The 18,354-nt window shown below is 51.1% G+C and carries 10 protein-coding genes; 8 read left to right on the forward strand and 2 right to left on the reverse strand.

From position 1 onward, the window contains the following. Positions 1–69: 69 nt before the first annotated feature. The 3 genes from ntrB to ACO0K3_RS13760 all read left to right on the forward strand — a co-directional run bounded on the left by ntrB (position 70) and on the right by ACO0K3_RS13760 (position 3,491). Positions 70–858, forward strand: coding sequence for a nitrate ABC transporter permease (gene ntrB / locus ACO0K3_RS13750; protein ID WP_422958192.1), 789 nt, complete (start codon positions 70–72; stop codon positions 856–858). Then, on the forward strand, positions 855–1,706 hold the full coding sequence (locus tag ACO0K3_RS13755) for an ABC transporter ATP-binding protein (protein ID WP_422985468.1): 852 nt from the start codon (positions 855–857) through the stop codon (positions 1,704–1,706). Before ntrB ends, ACO0K3_RS13755 begins: the two co-directional genes overlap by 4 nt. Positions 1,707–2,123: 417 nt before the next feature. Next, entirely contained in the window at positions 2,124–3,491 is a 1,368-nt protein-coding gene (locus ACO0K3_RS13760) for an MATE family efflux transporter (protein ID WP_422985470.1), read from the forward strand. Positions 3,492–3,601: 110 nt separating this feature from the next. On the opposite strand, the gene ACO0K3_RS13765 is transcribed toward ACO0K3_RS13760, so the two are convergent. Together ACO0K3_RS13765 and ACO0K3_RS13770 are read right to left on the reverse strand one after the other, a co-directional pair. Beyond that, positions 3,602–5,314 (reverse strand): protein kinase domain-containing protein, encoded by a 1,713-nt coding sequence (locus ACO0K3_RS13765; RefSeq protein ID WP_422985472.1) that lies wholly within the window; start codon positions 5,312–5,314, stop codon positions 3,602–3,604. Positions 5,315–5,382: 68 nt separating this feature from the next. Next, complete coding sequence (locus tag ACO0K3_RS13770; protein ID WP_422985474.1) at positions 5,383–6,597, reverse strand: nitrate/nitrite transporter; 1,215 nt, start codon at positions 6,595–6,597, stop codon at positions 5,383–5,385. Positions 6,598–7,021: 424 nt separating this feature from the next. On the opposite strand from ACO0K3_RS13770, the gene nirB reads away from it, so the two are divergent. From nirB to ybiB, 5 genes are all read left to right on the forward strand, one after another. Continuing rightward, positions 7,022–9,454 (forward strand): nitrite reductase large subunit NirB, encoded by a 2,433-nt coding sequence (gene nirB / locus ACO0K3_RS13775; protein ID WP_422985477.1) that lies wholly within the window; start codon positions 7,022–7,024, stop codon positions 9,452–9,454. A gap of 121 nt (positions 9,455–9,575) precedes the next feature. Then, positions 9,576–9,929, forward strand: coding sequence for a nitrite reductase small subunit NirD (gene nirD / locus ACO0K3_RS13780; protein ID WP_422985479.1), 354 nt, complete (start codon positions 9,576–9,578; stop codon positions 9,927–9,929). 191 nt (positions 9,930–10,120) lie between these two features. Next, positions 10,121–12,877 carry a molybdopterin-dependent oxidoreductase gene (locus ACO0K3_RS13785; RefSeq protein WP_422985481.1) on the forward strand — a complete coding sequence of 919 codons (2,757 nt, stop codon included), beginning with the start codon at positions 10,121–10,123 and terminating at the stop codon, positions 12,875–12,877. Between the two features lie 330 nt (positions 12,878–13,207). Beyond that, on the forward strand, positions 13,208–17,152 hold the full coding sequence (locus ACO0K3_RS13790) for a two-component regulator propeller domain-containing protein (protein WP_422985483.1): 3,945 nt from the start codon (positions 13,208–13,210) through the stop codon (positions 17,150–17,152). A 63-nt stretch (positions 17,153–17,215) separates the two neighbouring features. Beyond that, positions 17,216–18,208: a DNA-binding protein YbiB gene (gene ybiB / locus ACO0K3_RS13795; RefSeq protein ID WP_422985539.1), complete on the forward strand. Its 993-nt coding sequence runs from the start codon at positions 17,216–17,218 to the stop codon at positions 18,206–18,208. Positions 18,209–18,354: the final 146 nt, after the last annotated feature.

Here is an 18,354-nt window from a genome sequence, read left to right on the forward strand (position 1 = left end):
AGAGCAGCTTCATCTGCTATGCCTGAGGTAATAGCAACAACAGCAACGACAAAAAATAAGGAGCTGAGAGTGAAACGTTCTATACGACCGTTTTTGTTGAGTGTGTTACCGCCGATATTTGGTATCGGCTTGCTAGTGCTAATCTGGGAAATTATCGCATTCAAAAATTCATCCTTTCCTTCTCCCTGGGTGACCTTGCAAGAGGCGATCAATGTATTCTCTGATCCCTTCTATCAAAAAGGACCGAACGACCAAGGCATAGGCTGGAATATTTATGCATCGCTGAAACGGGTGGCAGTTGGTTTTGGACTGGCTGCGGCAGTGGGGATTCCGCTAGGGTTCATGATAGGTCGGTTTCGCTTTTTGTCCGGCATGTTCAATCCCATCATCAGCTTGCTGAAACCGGTCTCGCCATTAGCCTGGTTGCCGATTGGCTTGCTGGTGTTTAAGTCGGCCCATCCTGCCGCGATCTGGTCGATCTTTATTTGCTCTATCTGGCCGATGGTGATCAACACGGCGATCGGTGTGCAGCGTGTGCCGCAGGATTATATGAACGTGGCGCGCGTATTGAATTTATCTGAATGGAAAATCGTCACGAAGATTTTATTTCCCTCGGTCCTGCCTTACATGTTGACGGGCGTGCGTCTGGCGATCGGTACCGCGTGGTTAGTGATCGTCGCAGCCGAGATGCTGACAGGCGGTGTCGGGATTGGATTTTGGGTCTGGGACGAATGGAATAATTTAAACGTCCCTCACATCATCATTGCCATTATCGTCATTGGTTTAGTCGGTTTGATTTTGGAACAAATTCTGGTCGCGATTGCCCGCGCCTTCACTTATGAAGAGGTATCGTCATGAAATCGTCTGAGACTGTTATTGATGTATCGTCCAAAGATCCGGCAGGTGATCAGAAGTATATCGAGATCAATCAGGTAGAGATGATGTTCAACACCAAGAAGGGGAGTTTTCATGCTCTGCGCGATATCAATCTCAAAGTGCGTAAGGGGGAATTCATTACGCTGATTGGCCATTCCGGTTGCGGCAAGTCAACTTTGCTGAATCTGATTGCCGGCCTTACCGAGGCGACGTCGGGTACGCTGTTATGCGCGCATCGCGAAATCTCCGGCCCGTCTCCAGAGCGTGGTGTGGTGTTTCAAAACCATTCCCTATTACCATGGCTGACTTGTTACGAAAATATTTACCTCGCAGTGGAGCGTGTTTTTGGTGCTGCCGAAAATAAGACGAAATTGCAAAAACGTACCTTACAAGCTTTGTCGTTAGTTGGTTTGATGCACGCAGAAAAAAAACGTCCGAATGAAATTTCCGGTGGTATGAAACAACGTGTCGGCATAGCCCGTGCATTAGCGATAGAGCCAAAAGTCTTGTTGATGGATGAACCGTTCGGCGCACTCGATGCACTGACCCGCGCTCATTTGCAAGATGAATTACTGAAGATCGTTGCCAAGACTCAATCTACCGTAGTGATGGTGACTCATGATGTGGATGAGGCGGTATTGTTGTCAGATCGCATTGTGATGATGACTAACGGCCCCGCAGCGACTATCGGTGAGATCCTCAGCGTTAATCTGGATCGTCCGCGTGATCGCGTTGCGTTGTCGCAAAATCCTCAATACGCGGAATACCGTAGTGCCGTGCTGGAGTTCCTATACCATCGGCAATCGCATCCCGCCAAGGACGCTGCCTGATTTCAAGCAAAAATAGAGTGCGGAAGAGCAGGGACAGCCCGGTACGCTCTTTCGCTTTTCCTGTTTTTCGTTGAGAGTCCGTTTCTCAAATCATAAGAATCCATGCTGTAGGGCATGCAACCACGCCTGCGTTATCACGGTCTTTTGATTGAGGTATTTTTGTTTTAAAAATCTCAGGCCAGCTTTCAATGATCTGCATCATCCAGTTGCTTGTACTTATCGTTGACTATCTGACAGATCGTCAACGATAACGTTTTCATGTTTATGAAATCGCTTTCAAAAAACGTCTATAATAAGCCTGCGAATCAATTTTCATCTATGCTCTGATGTATCAGAGCCGTTGCTCTTCCAGTCACGATAACCAAGTAAATAACAGTTAACATCTGCTGCAACACTCCTCATCGCTATAGAACACGCATGTCAATCCGCTCCCTCAAACCGCTTAGTTTGTTTGCCGTTACCTGGCCTATCCTGATAGAACAACTGTCGCATATCTTGCCTGGCATGATCGATACCTTCATGGTTAGCCATCTTGGTGACGCCGCTGTCGCCGGATTGGCCGTGGCGAATCAGATTGTGGTGTTTTTTATTGTCTTATTTTCTTTCGTCGGTATTGGTTGTAGCGTGGTGATCACCCACTATCTCGGTGCGAAAGACAGTGCAGGTGCTGAGCGGGTTGCCGCAACGGCTGTTGGTGCAAATTTCTGGTTAGGAGTCATTGTCAGTGTACTGACTTTCGGTTTTTCTTCTGAGATGCTGGGTTTGCTGCATCTGCCTCCAGGCCTTATGCCGTATGCGCAACCGTTTCTGGCGCTGATGGGCGGAACTTTGTTTTTAGAGGCACTCAATATTGCCTTTGGTGCCGTGTTGCGTGCGCATGGTCGTACGCGCGACGTCATGATGGTGACTGTCGGAATGAATGTGTTGAATATCGGCTTAAATTTTGTTTTGATTTTTGGTATGTTTGGCTTCCCCCGCTTAGGCGTCGTCGGTGCTGCCTTATCTACGGTGATTAGCCGCGCGCTGGCCTGTCTGGCTTTTGGCTGGCTTATGCAAAAACGTACCCGGTGGCATTTACATCTGAGTTCGTTCTGGCGTTTTTCTGCCGATGCTCTGAACAAGGTCTTGCATATCGGCTTGCCGGCAGCGGGGGAAAATTTATGCTGGTGGACCAGCTTTATGGTGATCACATATTTCGTCGGGCAAATGGGCGAAACTGCACTGGCGACATTTTCTTATGCGATGCAACTGTCGATGATCATGATGATGGTAGGCCTGTCGATCGGGATAGGCACAGAAATCATGATTGGACACATGATCGGCGCCGGTGACATTGATACGGCTTACCGGCAGTTATTGCGTAGCTTGCGGGTAGGTCTGGCAGTGACCGTGGTGTCTGCCTGTGTCGTTGTTTTTTTTGCGCCGCAATTACTGGGATTATTTTCTAGTAATCCTGTGATTGTCGCTGGCGGCGCATTGTTATTGCGCTTCAGTCTGATTCTGGAGCCGGGTCGCACGTTCAATCTGGTCGTGATCAATTCCTTACGGGCGACGGGTGATGCACGTTTTCCGGTATTGATGGGAATGTGTTCGATGTGGGGACTGGCTGTGCCGCTTGCCTGGTTCCTGGGATTACATATTGGCTGGGGCTTGACTGGCGTCTGGATTGCTTTTTCTGTCGACGAATGGGTACGCGGAGCCAGTATGTATTTACGCTGGAAGAGCCGGGTATGGGAGAAACATGCAGTAGCAACGCGGCAGAGCGTGGTCGCACAAGTCAGTTAGTTGTTTGCGAATGAGCATGACAGGTTCGTCCAGTGATTCTCCCGGCTTGCCCTTTGTTTGTGAAGCAGCCAGCCGGACCAGCCGGAATGGACAGATCATCAATTTTCAGATCATCGTATCATCAGAATATAGACTAAGAGCAAATTCAGGATAATCGATGTTGTGGCAATGGCGCGCCAGACGCCCGCCGGATCACGCTTGGCCAGCGGTTGTGCTGCAGGGGCCGCTAGAGGTCTGGTTGCTCCGCGTTCCAAAGCGAGCAAAAATTCTTCGGCGGTTTCAAAACGATCAGGGCAATCGCGCGCGACGGCTTTCAGCAAGACATTTTCTAGCCATAGTGGCAGATCCGGGCGATAGCGGGTCGGCGGGATAGGCTGCGCAAATTTAGGTCGCTGAAACGGTTCGACTTCGCCATACGGATAATGCCGGGTGAGCAGGTAATACAGGGTGACGCCGGTCGCATACAGATCTGTCTGACGCGATGCCGGTTCGCCCTGAAATTGTTCCGGAGCTAGGAACGACGGCGTCCCTGCCATGCTGGTACTGGCACTCAGGTTTTTATCTTCAGCATCTAGCCCGGATTGGGCGACACCTAAATCCAGAATACGGATTTCATCATCTTCACCGAGATGCACATTGTCCGGCTTGATGTCTCGATGCAGGATGCTGCGACGATGCAATGCACCGATGGCGCGCACTAATTTGCTGCCGTAGGTAATGACTTCCGGAATCGTGAAATGCTGACCTGCGTCCATCCGACGCTGCAGCGAATCTCCCGCGTGCCAGGTCGTCAGGTAATACAAAAAGTTTTTATGCTCGGGACTGATGACTTGTGGAAAAAAACGCGCCACCACTTTTTTTGCCAGCCACGCCTCATGCGCAAATGCGGAGATTTCCATCGCATCGTTAGCGCGATCAGGATGCAGGGTTTTGAGCACCAGTGTCCGGTGCTGCACCGGATCGGCTACCCGATATAACAGGGTAGCTGCTGAGGTATGGATAATCTCTTCAATCAGATAACCATCGATGCTTTGTCCCGGCTTCATTTTTGGCGGAACCGGCAGGGTACGTAACTGCGATAAGGCATCCCGCAGATCCCCTTCTGGCAGGCTATTGATCTTGATAAACATCGCACTAGCATTGTCTTGCGAGCCTGATTTAATGGCTGCTTCTGTCAAACTCTGTGCCGCTTGTTCTGAGTTTAGCTCCGCGTTGGCAAGCTGTTTCATAACATAGGTCAGGTCGTACTCAGTCATTGCTGCCCAGACGCCATCGCTGGCAAGCAGAAAGACGTCGTTGAGTTTGAGTTCTCCCATGCCATGATCGAGTGCCAGGCGGCTATCGAGGCCAATGGCGCGCGTCAGCACGTGCTGCATTTCCGGCCTGTCCCAGACGTGATCCTGCGTCAATTTTTGCAACTGTCCGTCGCGGTATAAATAGCACCTGGTATCGCCGACATGTGCGGTGTAATACATCCGGCCACGCAGCACCAGCGTGGTCAGCGTACTTGCCATACCCGCGAGTTCTTTACGTACCGAGCCTTGTTGCTGTACCCAGCTATTGATGGCGACTAATACGCGCTCCAGGGCGGTGGTGATTTCCCAAGTATCTGGTGTCGCGTAATAATCGGTCAGCAATCCGCGCACTGCATATTCTGACGCTTCGCGTCCGCCTTCGTTGCCAGATACACCGTCGGCAATGGCTGCAATCACCCCTTTGGTGGACAGCTCGGGCCCCTCAGGGGTCACCATGCCGACAAAATCCTCATTACGGGCACGTATGCCAGCAACTGAAGAGTGGCCTGCAGAGACGATTAAGGGCATGTGATCGCTTGGCGGTGTAATGATGTCATTCTGTGGTTTGTCGTGAAAGTTTTATCTTGTTGCTACGGTCAGATTTTTGCCGTGGTCATTGCGGCAGAACCCCAGGTAGTACGCCAGCGCTTTTTTACCAATGATAAACCGATCAGCGCAACAATCGCCAGGCTGGCAAAAATCGTCAGCCCAAGTTGATAGCTACCAGTGATCTGACGCGAATATCCCATGCTCGCAGCAAGATAAAAACCACCGACACCCCCCGCCATGCCAACCAGCCCAGTCATCACGCCCATCTCTTTACGGAAGCGTTGTGGCACCAGCTGAAATACCGCGCCGTTACCAGTACCTAGTGCCAGCATCGCGATCACAAACACAATTACGGCACTCATTGCAGACTGCAAGCCCGTACTAGCGATAAACAAGAAACTTGAGGCAATCACATACATTACGGATAGCGTCTTAATACCGCCGATACGATCAGCGATTCTTCCACCCATTGGCCGTACTAAGGATCCTGCGAACACGCAAGCCGCCGTGAAATAACCGGCGGTTACCGGTGACACGCCATATTGCGTGTTGAAATAAATCGTCAGCGTTGATGCCAGACCAGAGAAGCCGCCAAATGTGACGCTATAAAAAAACATAAACCACCAGGCATCCTTATCTTTTAAGACGGCCAGATATTCGCCTAATGATTTGGTCGGCGTATCACCTGGCGCATCTTTGGCAAATACCAGATAGACCACCAGAGCGATCAGTAATGGAATCAAGGCCAGGCCGAAGACATTTTGCCAGCCAAAGGCAATTGCCAGTGCCGGTGCAAACAAGGCAGCGAACGCGGTTCCCGAGTTGCCAGCGCCGGCAATCCCCAGCGCCGTACCTTGATGTTCAGGCGGATACCAGCGCGAGGCAAGCGGCAAGGCAACGGCAAATGCGGCACCCGCGACGCCAAGGATAATGCCGAGGAATAATAACTGCTCATAACTATGTAAATTGCCAAGCCACGCCCAGCATAGGCCAATCAGGACGACAAGCTGACCGATGAGTCCGGCTTTTTTGGGCTTCAGATGATCGACCAGCATCCCCATCACGATACGTAACAGTGCACCGGCGAGCAGCGGCGTGGCGACCATTAAACCTTTCTGTGCAGCGCTAAGCCCCAGGTCTTTAGATATCTGTATACCAAGTGGTCCTAACAGTACCCAAACCATAAAACTCAAATCGAAATAAAAGAAGGCGGCCAGTAGCGTGGGAGTATGTCCCGCTTTCCAGAAAGAGGTTTTCTGCATGATTGCTCCAAAAGTGAATGCTAATGCCCCTTGCAAGTGCCATGCCACCTAATCGTGCAAACTCAGGCAAACGATTGCGCGCAAAACTGAGGCAAATCTCATAGAGCAAACGACATGCGGAGATTGCAATGCTCTCGATTTGTGCGGTGCACCAGTAGTGGTACTTTGCCGCATCTTTTGAGTGCGATATTGTGCATTTGGGCATTGAATTGGTGAGATGTATGAAAAACCGAATGATCAAGTTTGATGCAATACGTTGGTCGGATTGAACCGCTGACTGAGCAGGAATATCTTATACGTGCGTACAAAAAATAGCTGCCCGAGGAGCTTGGCCGCATCGTTGTGTTGGGTCCTATGTTTGTATAAAAACCAACTGGCATTGCTCTTGCTTAGTCAGTAGCAGAGACAAGTAAAGGAGTTAGCCATGAAGAAATTGAAGTTAGTGATGGTGGGTAATGGTATGGCAGGCGTGCGTACCCTGGAAGAATTGCTGAAAATTGCCCCCGACCTGTACGACATTACGGTATTTGGTGCTGAGCCACATGCTAATTACAACCGTATTTTGCTATCACCGGTATTGTCCGGTGAGCAGAATTTTAAAGACATCATGCTCAACGATGTCGACTGGTACGAAGAAAATAATATCACCCTGCATCTGGGTAAAAAAATCGTCAAGATCGACCGCGTCAAGCGACTGGTCATTGCTGAAGATGGCACGCAGACAGAATATGATCGCCTCCTGATCGCCACGGGTTCTGTGCCATTTATGTTACCGGTGCCGGGCAAGGATGCTAAAGGCGTCATTGCGTATCGGGATATTTATGACACAAATACCATGATCGAAGCGGCGGAAAAACATACGCATGCGGTGGTCATCGGTGGTGGTTTGCTGGGACTGGAAGCGGCAAATGGTCTGATGATGCGCGGCATGAAAGTCTCAGTAGTCCATCTGCCTGGCTGGCTGATGGAGCGTCAGCTTGATCAGGTTGCTGCCAAGATGCTGCAAAAATCGCTGGAAGATCGCGGTCTTTCCTTCCTGCTGGAGAAAAATACAGAAGCTATTCTGAGTGATGATAATGGTCACGTAAAAGGTATTCGTTTCACTGACGGTCTGGAAATCCCGGCGCAGTTAATCGTCATGGCGGTCGGTATTCGTCCGAACACCGCACTTGCAGAATCTGCAGGTCTGTATTGCAATCGCGGTATTGTCGTCAACGATACAATGCAGACCTACGACCCACGTATTTATTCTGTCGGCGAATGTGTGAATCATCGCGGCACTGTGTACGGCCTGGTGGCCCCATTGTTTGAAATGGGCAAGGTCTGCGCGAATCATCTGGCGAATTTCGGGATTGGCCGTTATCAGGGCTCAGTCACATCGACGAAGCTGAAAGTCACGGGCATTGATCTATTCTCCGCCGGTGAATTCATGGGTGGCAAAGATACCGAAGAGATCATCCTGTCCGACCCGATAGGTGGTGTGTACAAGAAGCTGGTACTCAAAGATGACAAGCTGATCGGTGCCTGCTTGTACGGTGACACCGCTGACGGAAGCTGGTATTTCAAGCTGCTGCGCGAAGGCAAAAACATTGCCGAGATCCGCGATACCTTGATGTTTGGTGAATCCAATACCGGTGACGTCGGTCATGAAGGTTTTACTAAAGCCGCCGCGATGCCGGATACCGCAGAAGTCTGTGGTTGTAATGGCGTCTGCAAAGGCAAGATCGTCAGCACGATTAAAGAAAAAGGTTTGCTGACTCTCGATGAAGTGCGCAAACATACCAAAGCATCGGCATCGTGCGGCTCCTGTACCGGATTGGTGGAACAGATTCTGATGTTCACGGTAGGTAGTGATTACAGCGACAGCGCCAAAGTCAAAGCCATGTGCAGCTGTACTGATCATTCGCATCAGGCAGTGCGCGATGCCATCAAAGAACATAAATTGCTGACTGTCGCAGCGACCCAGAAATTCATGGAATGGCGCACACCGGATGGTTGTTCAAGCTGCCGTCCTGCGATCAATTATTACCTGATTTCGACCTGGCCTCGTGAAGCAAAGGATGATCCGCAATCACGTTTTATCAACGAACGTTCGCATGCAAATATTCAGAAGGATGGCACTTACTCCGTGATTCCGCGGATGTGGGGTGGTGAGACGAATGCATCTGAATTGCGTCGTATCGCCGATGTTGTCGATAAATTTAAAATCCCCACAGTCAAGGTCACTGGCGGTCAGCGTATCGATTTGCTCGGTGTGAAAAAAGAAGATCTGCGCGAAGTCTGGCATGACCTTGGTATGCCGTCAGGTCTGGCGTATGCCAAGGGTTTGCGTACCGTTAAAACTTGTGTAGGCAGCGAATGGTGTCGCATGGGAACGCAAAACTCGACCCTGATGGGCCAGCAGTTAGAGCGCGAACTGGCTCGTATGTATTCGCCGCACAAGGTCAAGCTAGCGGTATCCGGTTGTCCGCGTAATTGTGCGGAAGCGGGTATTAAAGACGTTGGTGTGATCGGTGTCGATTCGGGTTGGGAAGTCTATGTCGGCGGTAACGGCGGGATCAAAACCGAGGTCGCCCAATTCTTCGTCAAGCTCAAAACCCATCAGGAGGTCATGGAGTACACCGGTGCCTTCTTGCAGTTGTATCGCGAAGAAGGCTGGTACCTTGAGCGCACCGTGCATTATCTCGAACGCGTTGGTCTTGATCATGTGAAGAAAATCGTACTCGAGGATGAAGAGCGTCGCAAAGAGTTGTATCAGCGCTTGCTGTTCGCTCTTGAAGGCGAGAGCGATCCTTGGCATGAGCCAGAGAAGGCGCAAGTCGATACGCGTCAGTTTGAGATGCTGTCCGCATCCTGATAAATCGTCGAGAAAATTCGCCCAGAGAACTCGCCCTGATAAACAAGGTGCGCTTGCGCACCAGAACGCCGCTTGGATGCGTGAGCCGCAGCCATGCGTGAGAGATAAAAAAGGAAACACCATGTCCGAACAATGGAAACCTATTTGTAGTGTTGATGACATTCCGGTACTCGGTGCGCGTGTAGTGACCCGCAGCGCCAAACCCGATGTTGCGATTTTTCGTAACAGCGAAAATAAAGTTTTTGCCCTGCTCGATAAATGTCCGCATAAGGGCGGTCCGCTGTCTCAGGGGATCGTCTTTGGTGAAAAAGTGGCATGCCCGCTGCATAACTGGAACATTGAATTGCCGACGGGATGCGCGGTATCGCCAGACGAAGGTTGTACGCAAAAATTTGCACTGAAAATCGACAATGGTCAGGTTTTTCTGGATGCCGATGAACTGAAAAATCTCGCTCTGGATCCCGTGAGTGCGTGATTGAGAAACGATGCCTGCCTACACAGGCATCTCACCAATCCGCATTTGCCAAGATACCGTCGTTAGTACGAAAATTAATATACTCCCCTTTATTTATATTAAAACTATGCCATTTCCGCAGGTTTTGATTGGCACTTTAAATAATACTGGTCTGGAGTATAGTATTTCTGCATTCTCAAAAAGGTAAGCACATGACCGAAACACTAGCCACCTGTTGTTACTGCGGGGTAGGTTGCGGTGTCATTATTCAGACCGAAGGCCAGCAAGTAACCGGGGTTCGCGGCGATCCTGATCACCCCGCGAACTTTGGCCGTTTATGCAGCAAGGGCAGCACGCTGCATCTGTCGGCACAACCCGCGATCAAGATGCAAACGCGTGCCTTATATCCGGAGATGCGTGCGACGCGTGAGCAACCGCGCAGCAGGGTAAATTGGGATGTCGCCTTAGATAAGATGGCACAACAGTTCGCCGACACGATTGCAGCGCATGGTCCCGACAGTGTGGCATTTTATATTTCTGGTCAGTTGCTGACTGAGGATTACTACGTTTTTAACAAGCTCGCCAAGGGGCTGATCGGTACCAATAACATCGACAGCAATTCCCGGCTTTGTATGTCAAGCGCGGTCGCTGGCTACAAACAGACGTTGGGCGCTGATGCGCCGCCAGCGTGCTATGAAGATCTGGATCTGGCAGAAGTCATTTTTATCGTAGGCTCGAATACGGCATACGCCCATCCGATTTTGTATCGTCGTATCGAAGAGGCGCGCAAAAAAAATCCTGCACTCAAAATTATCGTTGCCGATCCGCGCCGCACGGATACGGCGCGTGAAGCTGATTTATTTTTACCGATCTTGCCTGGTACCGACGTCGCCTTGTTCAATGGCATGCTACATCTGTGTTTGTGGGAAGACCTGATTGACAATGAGTACATCGCGGCACACACCGAAGGTTTTGCTGAACTCAAGCAAACTGTACGCGATTACACCCCCAAATTCGTTGCGCAGACCTGCGGTATTACCGAAGCTGATTTAGTCCAGGCCGCCCGCTGGTTTGGACAATCCAAAGCCACGCTGTCCCTGTATTGCCAGGGCTTGAATCAATCGTCATCCGGTACGGCAAAAAATGCCGCACTGATTAATCTGCATCTCGCCACGCATCAGATTGGCAAACCTGGTGCCGGTCCGTTTTCATTGACCGGACAACCCAACGCGATGGGCGGTCGTGAAGTCGGTGGCATGGCGAATCTGATGTCGGCGCACCGCGATTTAGCTAATCCAGTGCACCGTGCCGAAATCGCTGCGCTGTGGGGCGTGGGCGATGTACCCGCGGTGCCAGGTAAAACGGCAGTCGAAATGTTTGATGCCGTGCGCGCCGGTGAGATCAAAATTATCTGGATCGTCTGCACGAATCCTGCGCAGTCTATGCCGGAGCAAAATCTGATACGGGCAGCGCTCAATACGGCGGAGCTGGTGATCGTGCAAGAGGCCTACAGCACCACTGCGACCGTACCCTATGCTGATATCTTGCTGCCAGCAACGACCTGGTCGGAGAAGTCCGGCACGGTGACCAATTCTGAACGCCGCATCACCCGCGTCAACCCGGCGCTGGATAAGCCGGGTGAGACTAGGCACGATTGGGAAATCGCCACCGCGTTTGCGCGCAAGCTGGAAACCTTATTAGGTAAAACCCATTCGATTTTTCCGTACGAAACACCGGAGCAGGTCTGGAACGAGCATCGTGAAAGTACCCGTGGGCGCGACCTTGATATCACTGGTTTGTCCTATGCGATTCTGGAGCAGGCAGGCGCGCAGCAATGGCCTTATCCGGAAGGTGCGAGCAAGGGGCAACAACGCTTGTATGAGGACGGTATTTTTCCGACTGCGACCGGACGTGCCCGTTTCGTCAATACCGTGTATCAGCCGATCAAGGACACGATCGACGCACGCCATCCTTTCCAGCTCAATACCGGACGTTTACGTGATCAATGGCACGGTATGAGCCGCACCGGCACGGTTGCACAATTGTTTTCACACGCAGCTGAGCCTGGGATTGCGATGTCTAAGCAAGATATGGACAGACGTTTTCTGCAGCAGGGCGATCTGGTGCACGTGACGAGCCGGCGCGGTTCGCAGATTTTTGCTGTGCAAGAGAGCGACGAGATGCGGGCCGGTCAGGTATTTGTCGCCATGCACTGGGGTGAGGAATATGTATCCGGCCGTGGTCATGGCGAGAACGCTGGCTACGGCGTGAATGCGCTGACATCACCGGCAATCGATCCTAGCTCGAAGCAGCCCGAGCTGAAGGCTGCAGCGGTCAAAATTCTTAAGGCAGAATTGCCGTGGCGTTTCCTGGTATTTGCCTGGATCGATAAGGAGCAAGCCTTGGTCTTGCAAAAAGCATTACGTCCTTACATGCGTGAGTTTGCTTATGCCAGTTGTACCCCGTTTGGCCGCGACAAAACAGGCATCTTGTTTCGTGCTGCCGACGACTACGCCGCAGCGCCGGAGCTGACGCAACAGATCGAGCAGTTATTCGGTATTACTGGCGCTGAGGTGTTGCGCTACGACGATAGCAAGCGCGGTAACGCCAGACACATCATGGTCAAGGATGGCAAGCTGGCAGCAGTCTCCCTGGCCGGTGACGTGTCGGCAGAAAGCTGGCTGAAAGCCTATCTGGTCGATGAAGAACCTGTCGCCAAGCTCGGTCGCTTGTTACTGATGCCGAGCACCAGTGCGCCACACGGGTTTACGGCAAGAGGTAAGGTCGTATGCAGTTGCCTGAACGTCGCCGATACTGAAATTAATAGTGCGCTGAGCGGAATGACTGGCAGCCCGGATGAGCTGCTTGCAGGGCTGCAATCGCGTCTTAAATGCGGCACGAATTGTGGTTCTTGTGTGCCAGAGCTGAAGAAGATGATTGTGATCAGGAGTGAGCCGGTCGCGGTATAAAGATCATCACGATGTGCTGAATATTTTTCATAGTGAATAAATCTGAATTAGCATTTTTGTTGCTTCAAAGATTAAAACATTGTTATAGAAATTGAATGTACTAAAAAATGTGGCATTCTATATCCCATACAACATAGTGGGTGTCAGCTAAAGACCCTCCGGGATATGAATTCGCATCAATATGTAGCCAATAAAACAAATGCGGACAGCGCCCATCTGGAGCTGTCCGCTATTTTTCGTTCCTGCTCGCTGCAGATATCTCTCGTATTTTTACTGATAAAACGCTTGTTACGGTATGTAAGCAAGAACCAATATCAGATAATGCTGTTAATGGCTTTTTTGCAATTGCCACTCACAACGCTAGCTTCGTCAATAACGTCTGGTCAGTCCCCGGTGTCGCGTGCCGGCCAGATAGTCAGCAAACCGCAAACAAGCGCTGCGCCAGTAAGCGCAACGCAGCCACCGGAACGATGGTCGCAACTGGCAGATACGATTTTCCAACGCCTGGGAAAAGAGCAGGGATTGCCCTATTCGATTGCAACTGCTCTGGCAGAGGACGGTGATGGGTTTCTTTGGGTTGGTACGCAAAGTGGTTTGGCGCGTTGGGATGGATATCGTTTTCGCCCGTATCTGCCAGACCCAAAACAGGCGGGAGCGTTGCCTGACGGCTTTATCCAGACATTGCATAAAGACAGCAGGGGACGCTTGTGGGTAGGTATGAATGCGGGCGGGCTGGCACGTTACGATAAAGATCAGGACCGTTTTGTGCACTTTACAGCGGGACCTAAGGGATTGAATCATGTCTTGGTACAGTCGATCACTGATGATGGAACGGGCGGTGTCTGGGTGGGGACGGCAGGAGGCCTGAATCATGTTGACGGCGATACGGATGCCGTTACCGTGATGACGCATGATGAGCAGAATGCCCAGAGTCTGCCAGACGATAAAATCGCAGCGGTATTGCGTGATACCAAAGGGCGACTCTGGATCGGTAGCAGCAAGGGATTGGTACGCATGGGCAAGCGGGGAGAATTCACTCAGGTACCACTGACGACTTCGAATGGAATTGTACCGGCAGTCTGGCAATTATTTGAAGCGAGTGACGGGCGTATCTGGGTCGGAACGCGCAAGAACGGTGCTTTTATTATCGACCCGCTTACTGGAACGGCATTGACTGTCACGGAAAGCGGTGCTTCGGGATCTGCCTTGCTAAGTGAAGGCGTGCATGCCATCCTTGAAGTGAATCCCGGCATCATTTGGCTAGGTACCTACGGACAAGGAATCGTCAGAATCGATACTCGGTCGATGCAGACCCGACGCTTGCGTCATGATGCTGCATTGGTCACCAGTTTGAGTGACAACGCTGTGTGGGCATTGTTAAAGGATCGCTCAGGTCTGGTTTGGGCAGGGACGACACGCGGTATCAATTTATTTAATCCGACACAGAGCTCTATCGTCACAATTTTTGGTGCCGCCAATCGCCGGGATAGTATTTCTGACACAGATGTCCTGGCGGTATTGCCGGCCAAAGATGGGCGAGTCTGGATTGGCTTGCGTGACAACGGGATTGATATTCTTGATCCATCTGGAATGCGGGTCGGTGCCTTGCGGCCAGATCCAAAAAATCCTGAAAAAGCCCTGCCGAACGACCGTGTCTACACAATGAGCAACTCGCCAGCAGGTGATGTATATATCGGAACCGCTCGTGGCGCGTATAAAGCAGACCTCAGTGGCAGACAGGTCGAGCGTCTGCTACTTGCCCCCAGAGATCCTGCCGCGTCAGTTGATGCGTTGATGTTCGATGACAGACGCTTGTGGATAGGCAGTCGCGAAGATGGTTTATGGTTAAGCGAGCTGCAGCAAAAAAATCAAAGTTTTCGCCCTGAAGGCTACCAGCAACTTACAGACCAGCGCGTCAATGTAATTGAGCGCGGGAAAAATGGTGCGGCCTGGATTGGGACCTTAAACGGGCTTAATTTTTTCAATGCGGATCTCAGATCAGTGAGTCGAATTGCCGCTGCGCCAGCGACATCCAATGCGTTGTCCGCCGCTGTTATTTTGTCGATGCTAACGGATCGTCAGGGACGTATATGGGTCAGCACGATCGGCGGCGGTATTAACGTCGTCGAACGATACACCAGTGAGGGACAGCCGGTATTTCGCCGCCTTGGTAAAGAACAGGGTTTGCCCAGCGATACAGTTGCCCATTTGCTGCTGGATCGCGAGGGAAAAATCTGGGCAAGTACATCAGAGGGGCTGGCGGTCATTGATCCCGCTGATTTTCGTATCCGTACTCTGCATCGCGCCGATGGCGTCGGTATTGCAGGCTATTGGTCGCACTCAGGTGCGGTAACAGCCGAAGGGGAGTTATTGTTTGGCGGTGTCGGTGGCTTAACGGTCGTTCGTCCAGACAAAATGGAGGAGTGGACATATCGTCCGCCGGTGGTTGTTACTGAGGTTCGTATTGGCGGGAAAGTGGTTGCCCTGGATATGCTGCATTCCGGTGACGGCGATAGCGATGCATCAGATGTCCGAGTTCTCGTGCCTCCGGATACTAATTCAATAGCGGTAGAATTTTCTGCACTCGATTATTCTGCACCGGAAAATAATCGTTATCAGTATCGGCTTGAGGGCTTTGATAAAGACTGGATCACTACCGATTATTCAAGGCGACTTGCCTCATACACAAATTTACCTCCAGGGAATTACCGCTTATTGTTGAGAGGATCAAATCGCAACGGCGTCTGGACCGAGAATGCGCTGGAGTTACCAATACGTGTTTTACCTGCTTGGTATCAGACTTATTGGTTCCGTACTTTGCTTGCCTTAGCCTGTCTCGCGGTGGTAGTGGCGATTGTCCGCAGAAGAACCGCTTATCTGCGACTACGTCAGTCTGAACTGGAGAACGAAGTCAGGCAAAGAACACTGGAGCTAAGAGAGAAGCAAACCGCATTGGAACTCGCCAATAAGGGCTTGAGCGAAGCTAATGTGGAACTGGCTTTATCCGCAGACGTCTTGAGACAACTCAGCGATATTGGCCGTGAAATTACTGGCAGTCTGTATAGCTCTGCGGTATTTAAAACGGTGCACCATCATATCGGCGGGATTTTTGGCGATAGGAATTTGTCGATCTACCGTATCAATTTTAGTGGTGACCGCCTGGACCGGGAATTTGGTCGGGAGGATGGTCTTGCGCTACCTGACTGGTCGATTGATCTGGCATCACCGACCTCGAATGCGGCGAGAGCCGTGCGGGAAAAAATTGAAGTCTTGATGAACCTGAGTCCCGATTCGGTAGATCAGACGCATATTCCCGGTACTCGCCAAATGCGTTCGGCATTGTTTGCACCCCTGATGATTGATGAGCGAGTATTGGGTGTGATGACAATTCAGTCTGAACGCGAGCATGCCTATGGTAACCGGGAGTGCATGATTTTCCGCACGATCTGCTCCTATGTCGCAATCGCGCTGGATAATGCAGAAGCGTACAAACAACTGAAACTGATTTTACATACTTTGAGCGAAACGCAGTCCGAGGTAGTCAGGAAAAATATTGAACTGGAACGCACCTACAGAGAGCTCAAAGAAATCAGTTTGACGGACCCGCTGACAGGCTTGGGTAATCGGCGATATCTGTTACAGCATATGGATGCGGACGTCGCATGGGTGCTGCGGCAGTATGACGAGCATCTGAGAAAACCTGCACTGCCAGCGCCTGCACAAGCGGATCTGATTTTGTTTCTTGTAGATCTTGATCACTTTAAAATCGTGAACGATACGCATGGTCATGCCGCTGGTGATCTTGTATTGATTGAAATGCGTGCAAGGCTGGAAGAAGTATTCCGGGACTCGGACTATCTGGTGCGATGGGGCGGCGAAGAGTTTTTGATTGTTGCCAGAGCGGTTAACCGGTCAGAGGCTGAGGGCTTGGCTGAGCGTTTGTGTACCGCAGTCGCCCGCACCCCATTTGTCATTTCAGATAATGTTACGCTGGTGCAGACTTGTTCGGTTGGTTTTGCCTGCTACCCCTTTTTGCCACACAATCCGCACTTGCTCACCTGGTTGCAGGTGCTTGAGCTTGCCGATCAGAGTTTATATCGGGCTAAGGTCGACGGGCGTAATGCCTGGGATGGAATATATGGCACTGAGTACACGCGGGAGGATGACTTCTTTCAGCGGGTCATGTTAGAGGCGGATACCTTGCTTCAAAACGGCGAACTGGAGCGCGCGTGTCGCGCAGATTACTTGGCCGCAAACCGGCTGACGATCTTGTAAGTATCTTCCAACATAATTTGTTGATGATTAATTTATCAGCGCATTTTTTACTATTTCAGAATGATGACGACAGACAAAAACGCTTTAGTTGAGGCATTTCCCGCAGCCCGCTTTATCAAAGAAATCGGACGTGGAAAAGAAGGTGCCCGTAGCATGTCGCAAGAGGATGCTCAGTTATTGTATGGTGCAATGCTGGAGGCGCGGGTCTCTGATCTGGAGATGGGCGGGATCCTGCTGGCAATGCGCATTAAGGGCGAATCGGTACAGGAAATTGCGGGCTTTATGGCAGCGGCACAGACGCAGATTCTGGCCTTATATGCGCCACCAGATCGACCGTATGCTCCAGTGGTGATCCCTAGCTATAACGGCGCCCGTAAGAAGGCAAACCTGACCCCCTTGCTTGCTTTGCTGTTAGCGCGCAGAGGTGTGCCCGTGCTGGTACATGGTGTGCTGAAAGATGCCGGGCGAGTGACAACAGCAGAAATTTTTGAGGCCCTTGGTAAACCATTTGCGCGTTCTGCCGCGGAGGCAGAAGCGCAGATGGCGCAGTATGAACCGGCTTTCATATCAGTAGATACTTTGTCTCCGGCGATGACACGTATTCTGGCGATGCGCAGAATCCTGGGGGTTCGCAATTCGACCCATACGCTGGTGAAAATCCTGCAGCCGTTTACCAGTCCGGCTTTAAGGCTGACTTCCTATACGCATCCTGAATATCAGATTATGTTGCATCAGTATTTTTCTGAGATTGCACCGCATGAACGTGGGGATGCTTTTCTGATGCGAGGTACGGAGGGGGAGACGGTGGCGAGTACCGGACGTGCGCAACAGATTGACTGGTTTCATGAGGGACAATGTACGACCCTGGTACAGACGCATCAGAGCCTGTCCGGCGATTTGCCGGATATACCTGAGACTTGTGATGCGGCGACTACGGCACGCTGGATTGAGTCCGTACTGGTGGGCGATGTGGCAGTACCGGCAAATATTGCAGATCAGGTGGAGCATTGTGTAATGGTCACCAAATTACTCAAAGAGCGAGCTGCTGGGGCTTAAGCTTTCATGTCTATGGAGGTATTGCGACGTGCTTTGAGATAGTTAGAGTGCTGTAGAGGTAGTGCAGTAGAGGTAGTGCAGTAGAGGTAGTGCAGTAGAGGGATATTGAAGTCAGATTTGACGAAATAGATATAAAAAAGCGCCGG

Origin of the sequence: Undibacterium sp. Rencai35W, from assembly GCF_049340185.1 — a bacterium.
GTDB lineage: Bacteria > Pseudomonadota > Gammaproteobacteria > Burkholderiales > Burkholderiaceae_D > Undibacterium.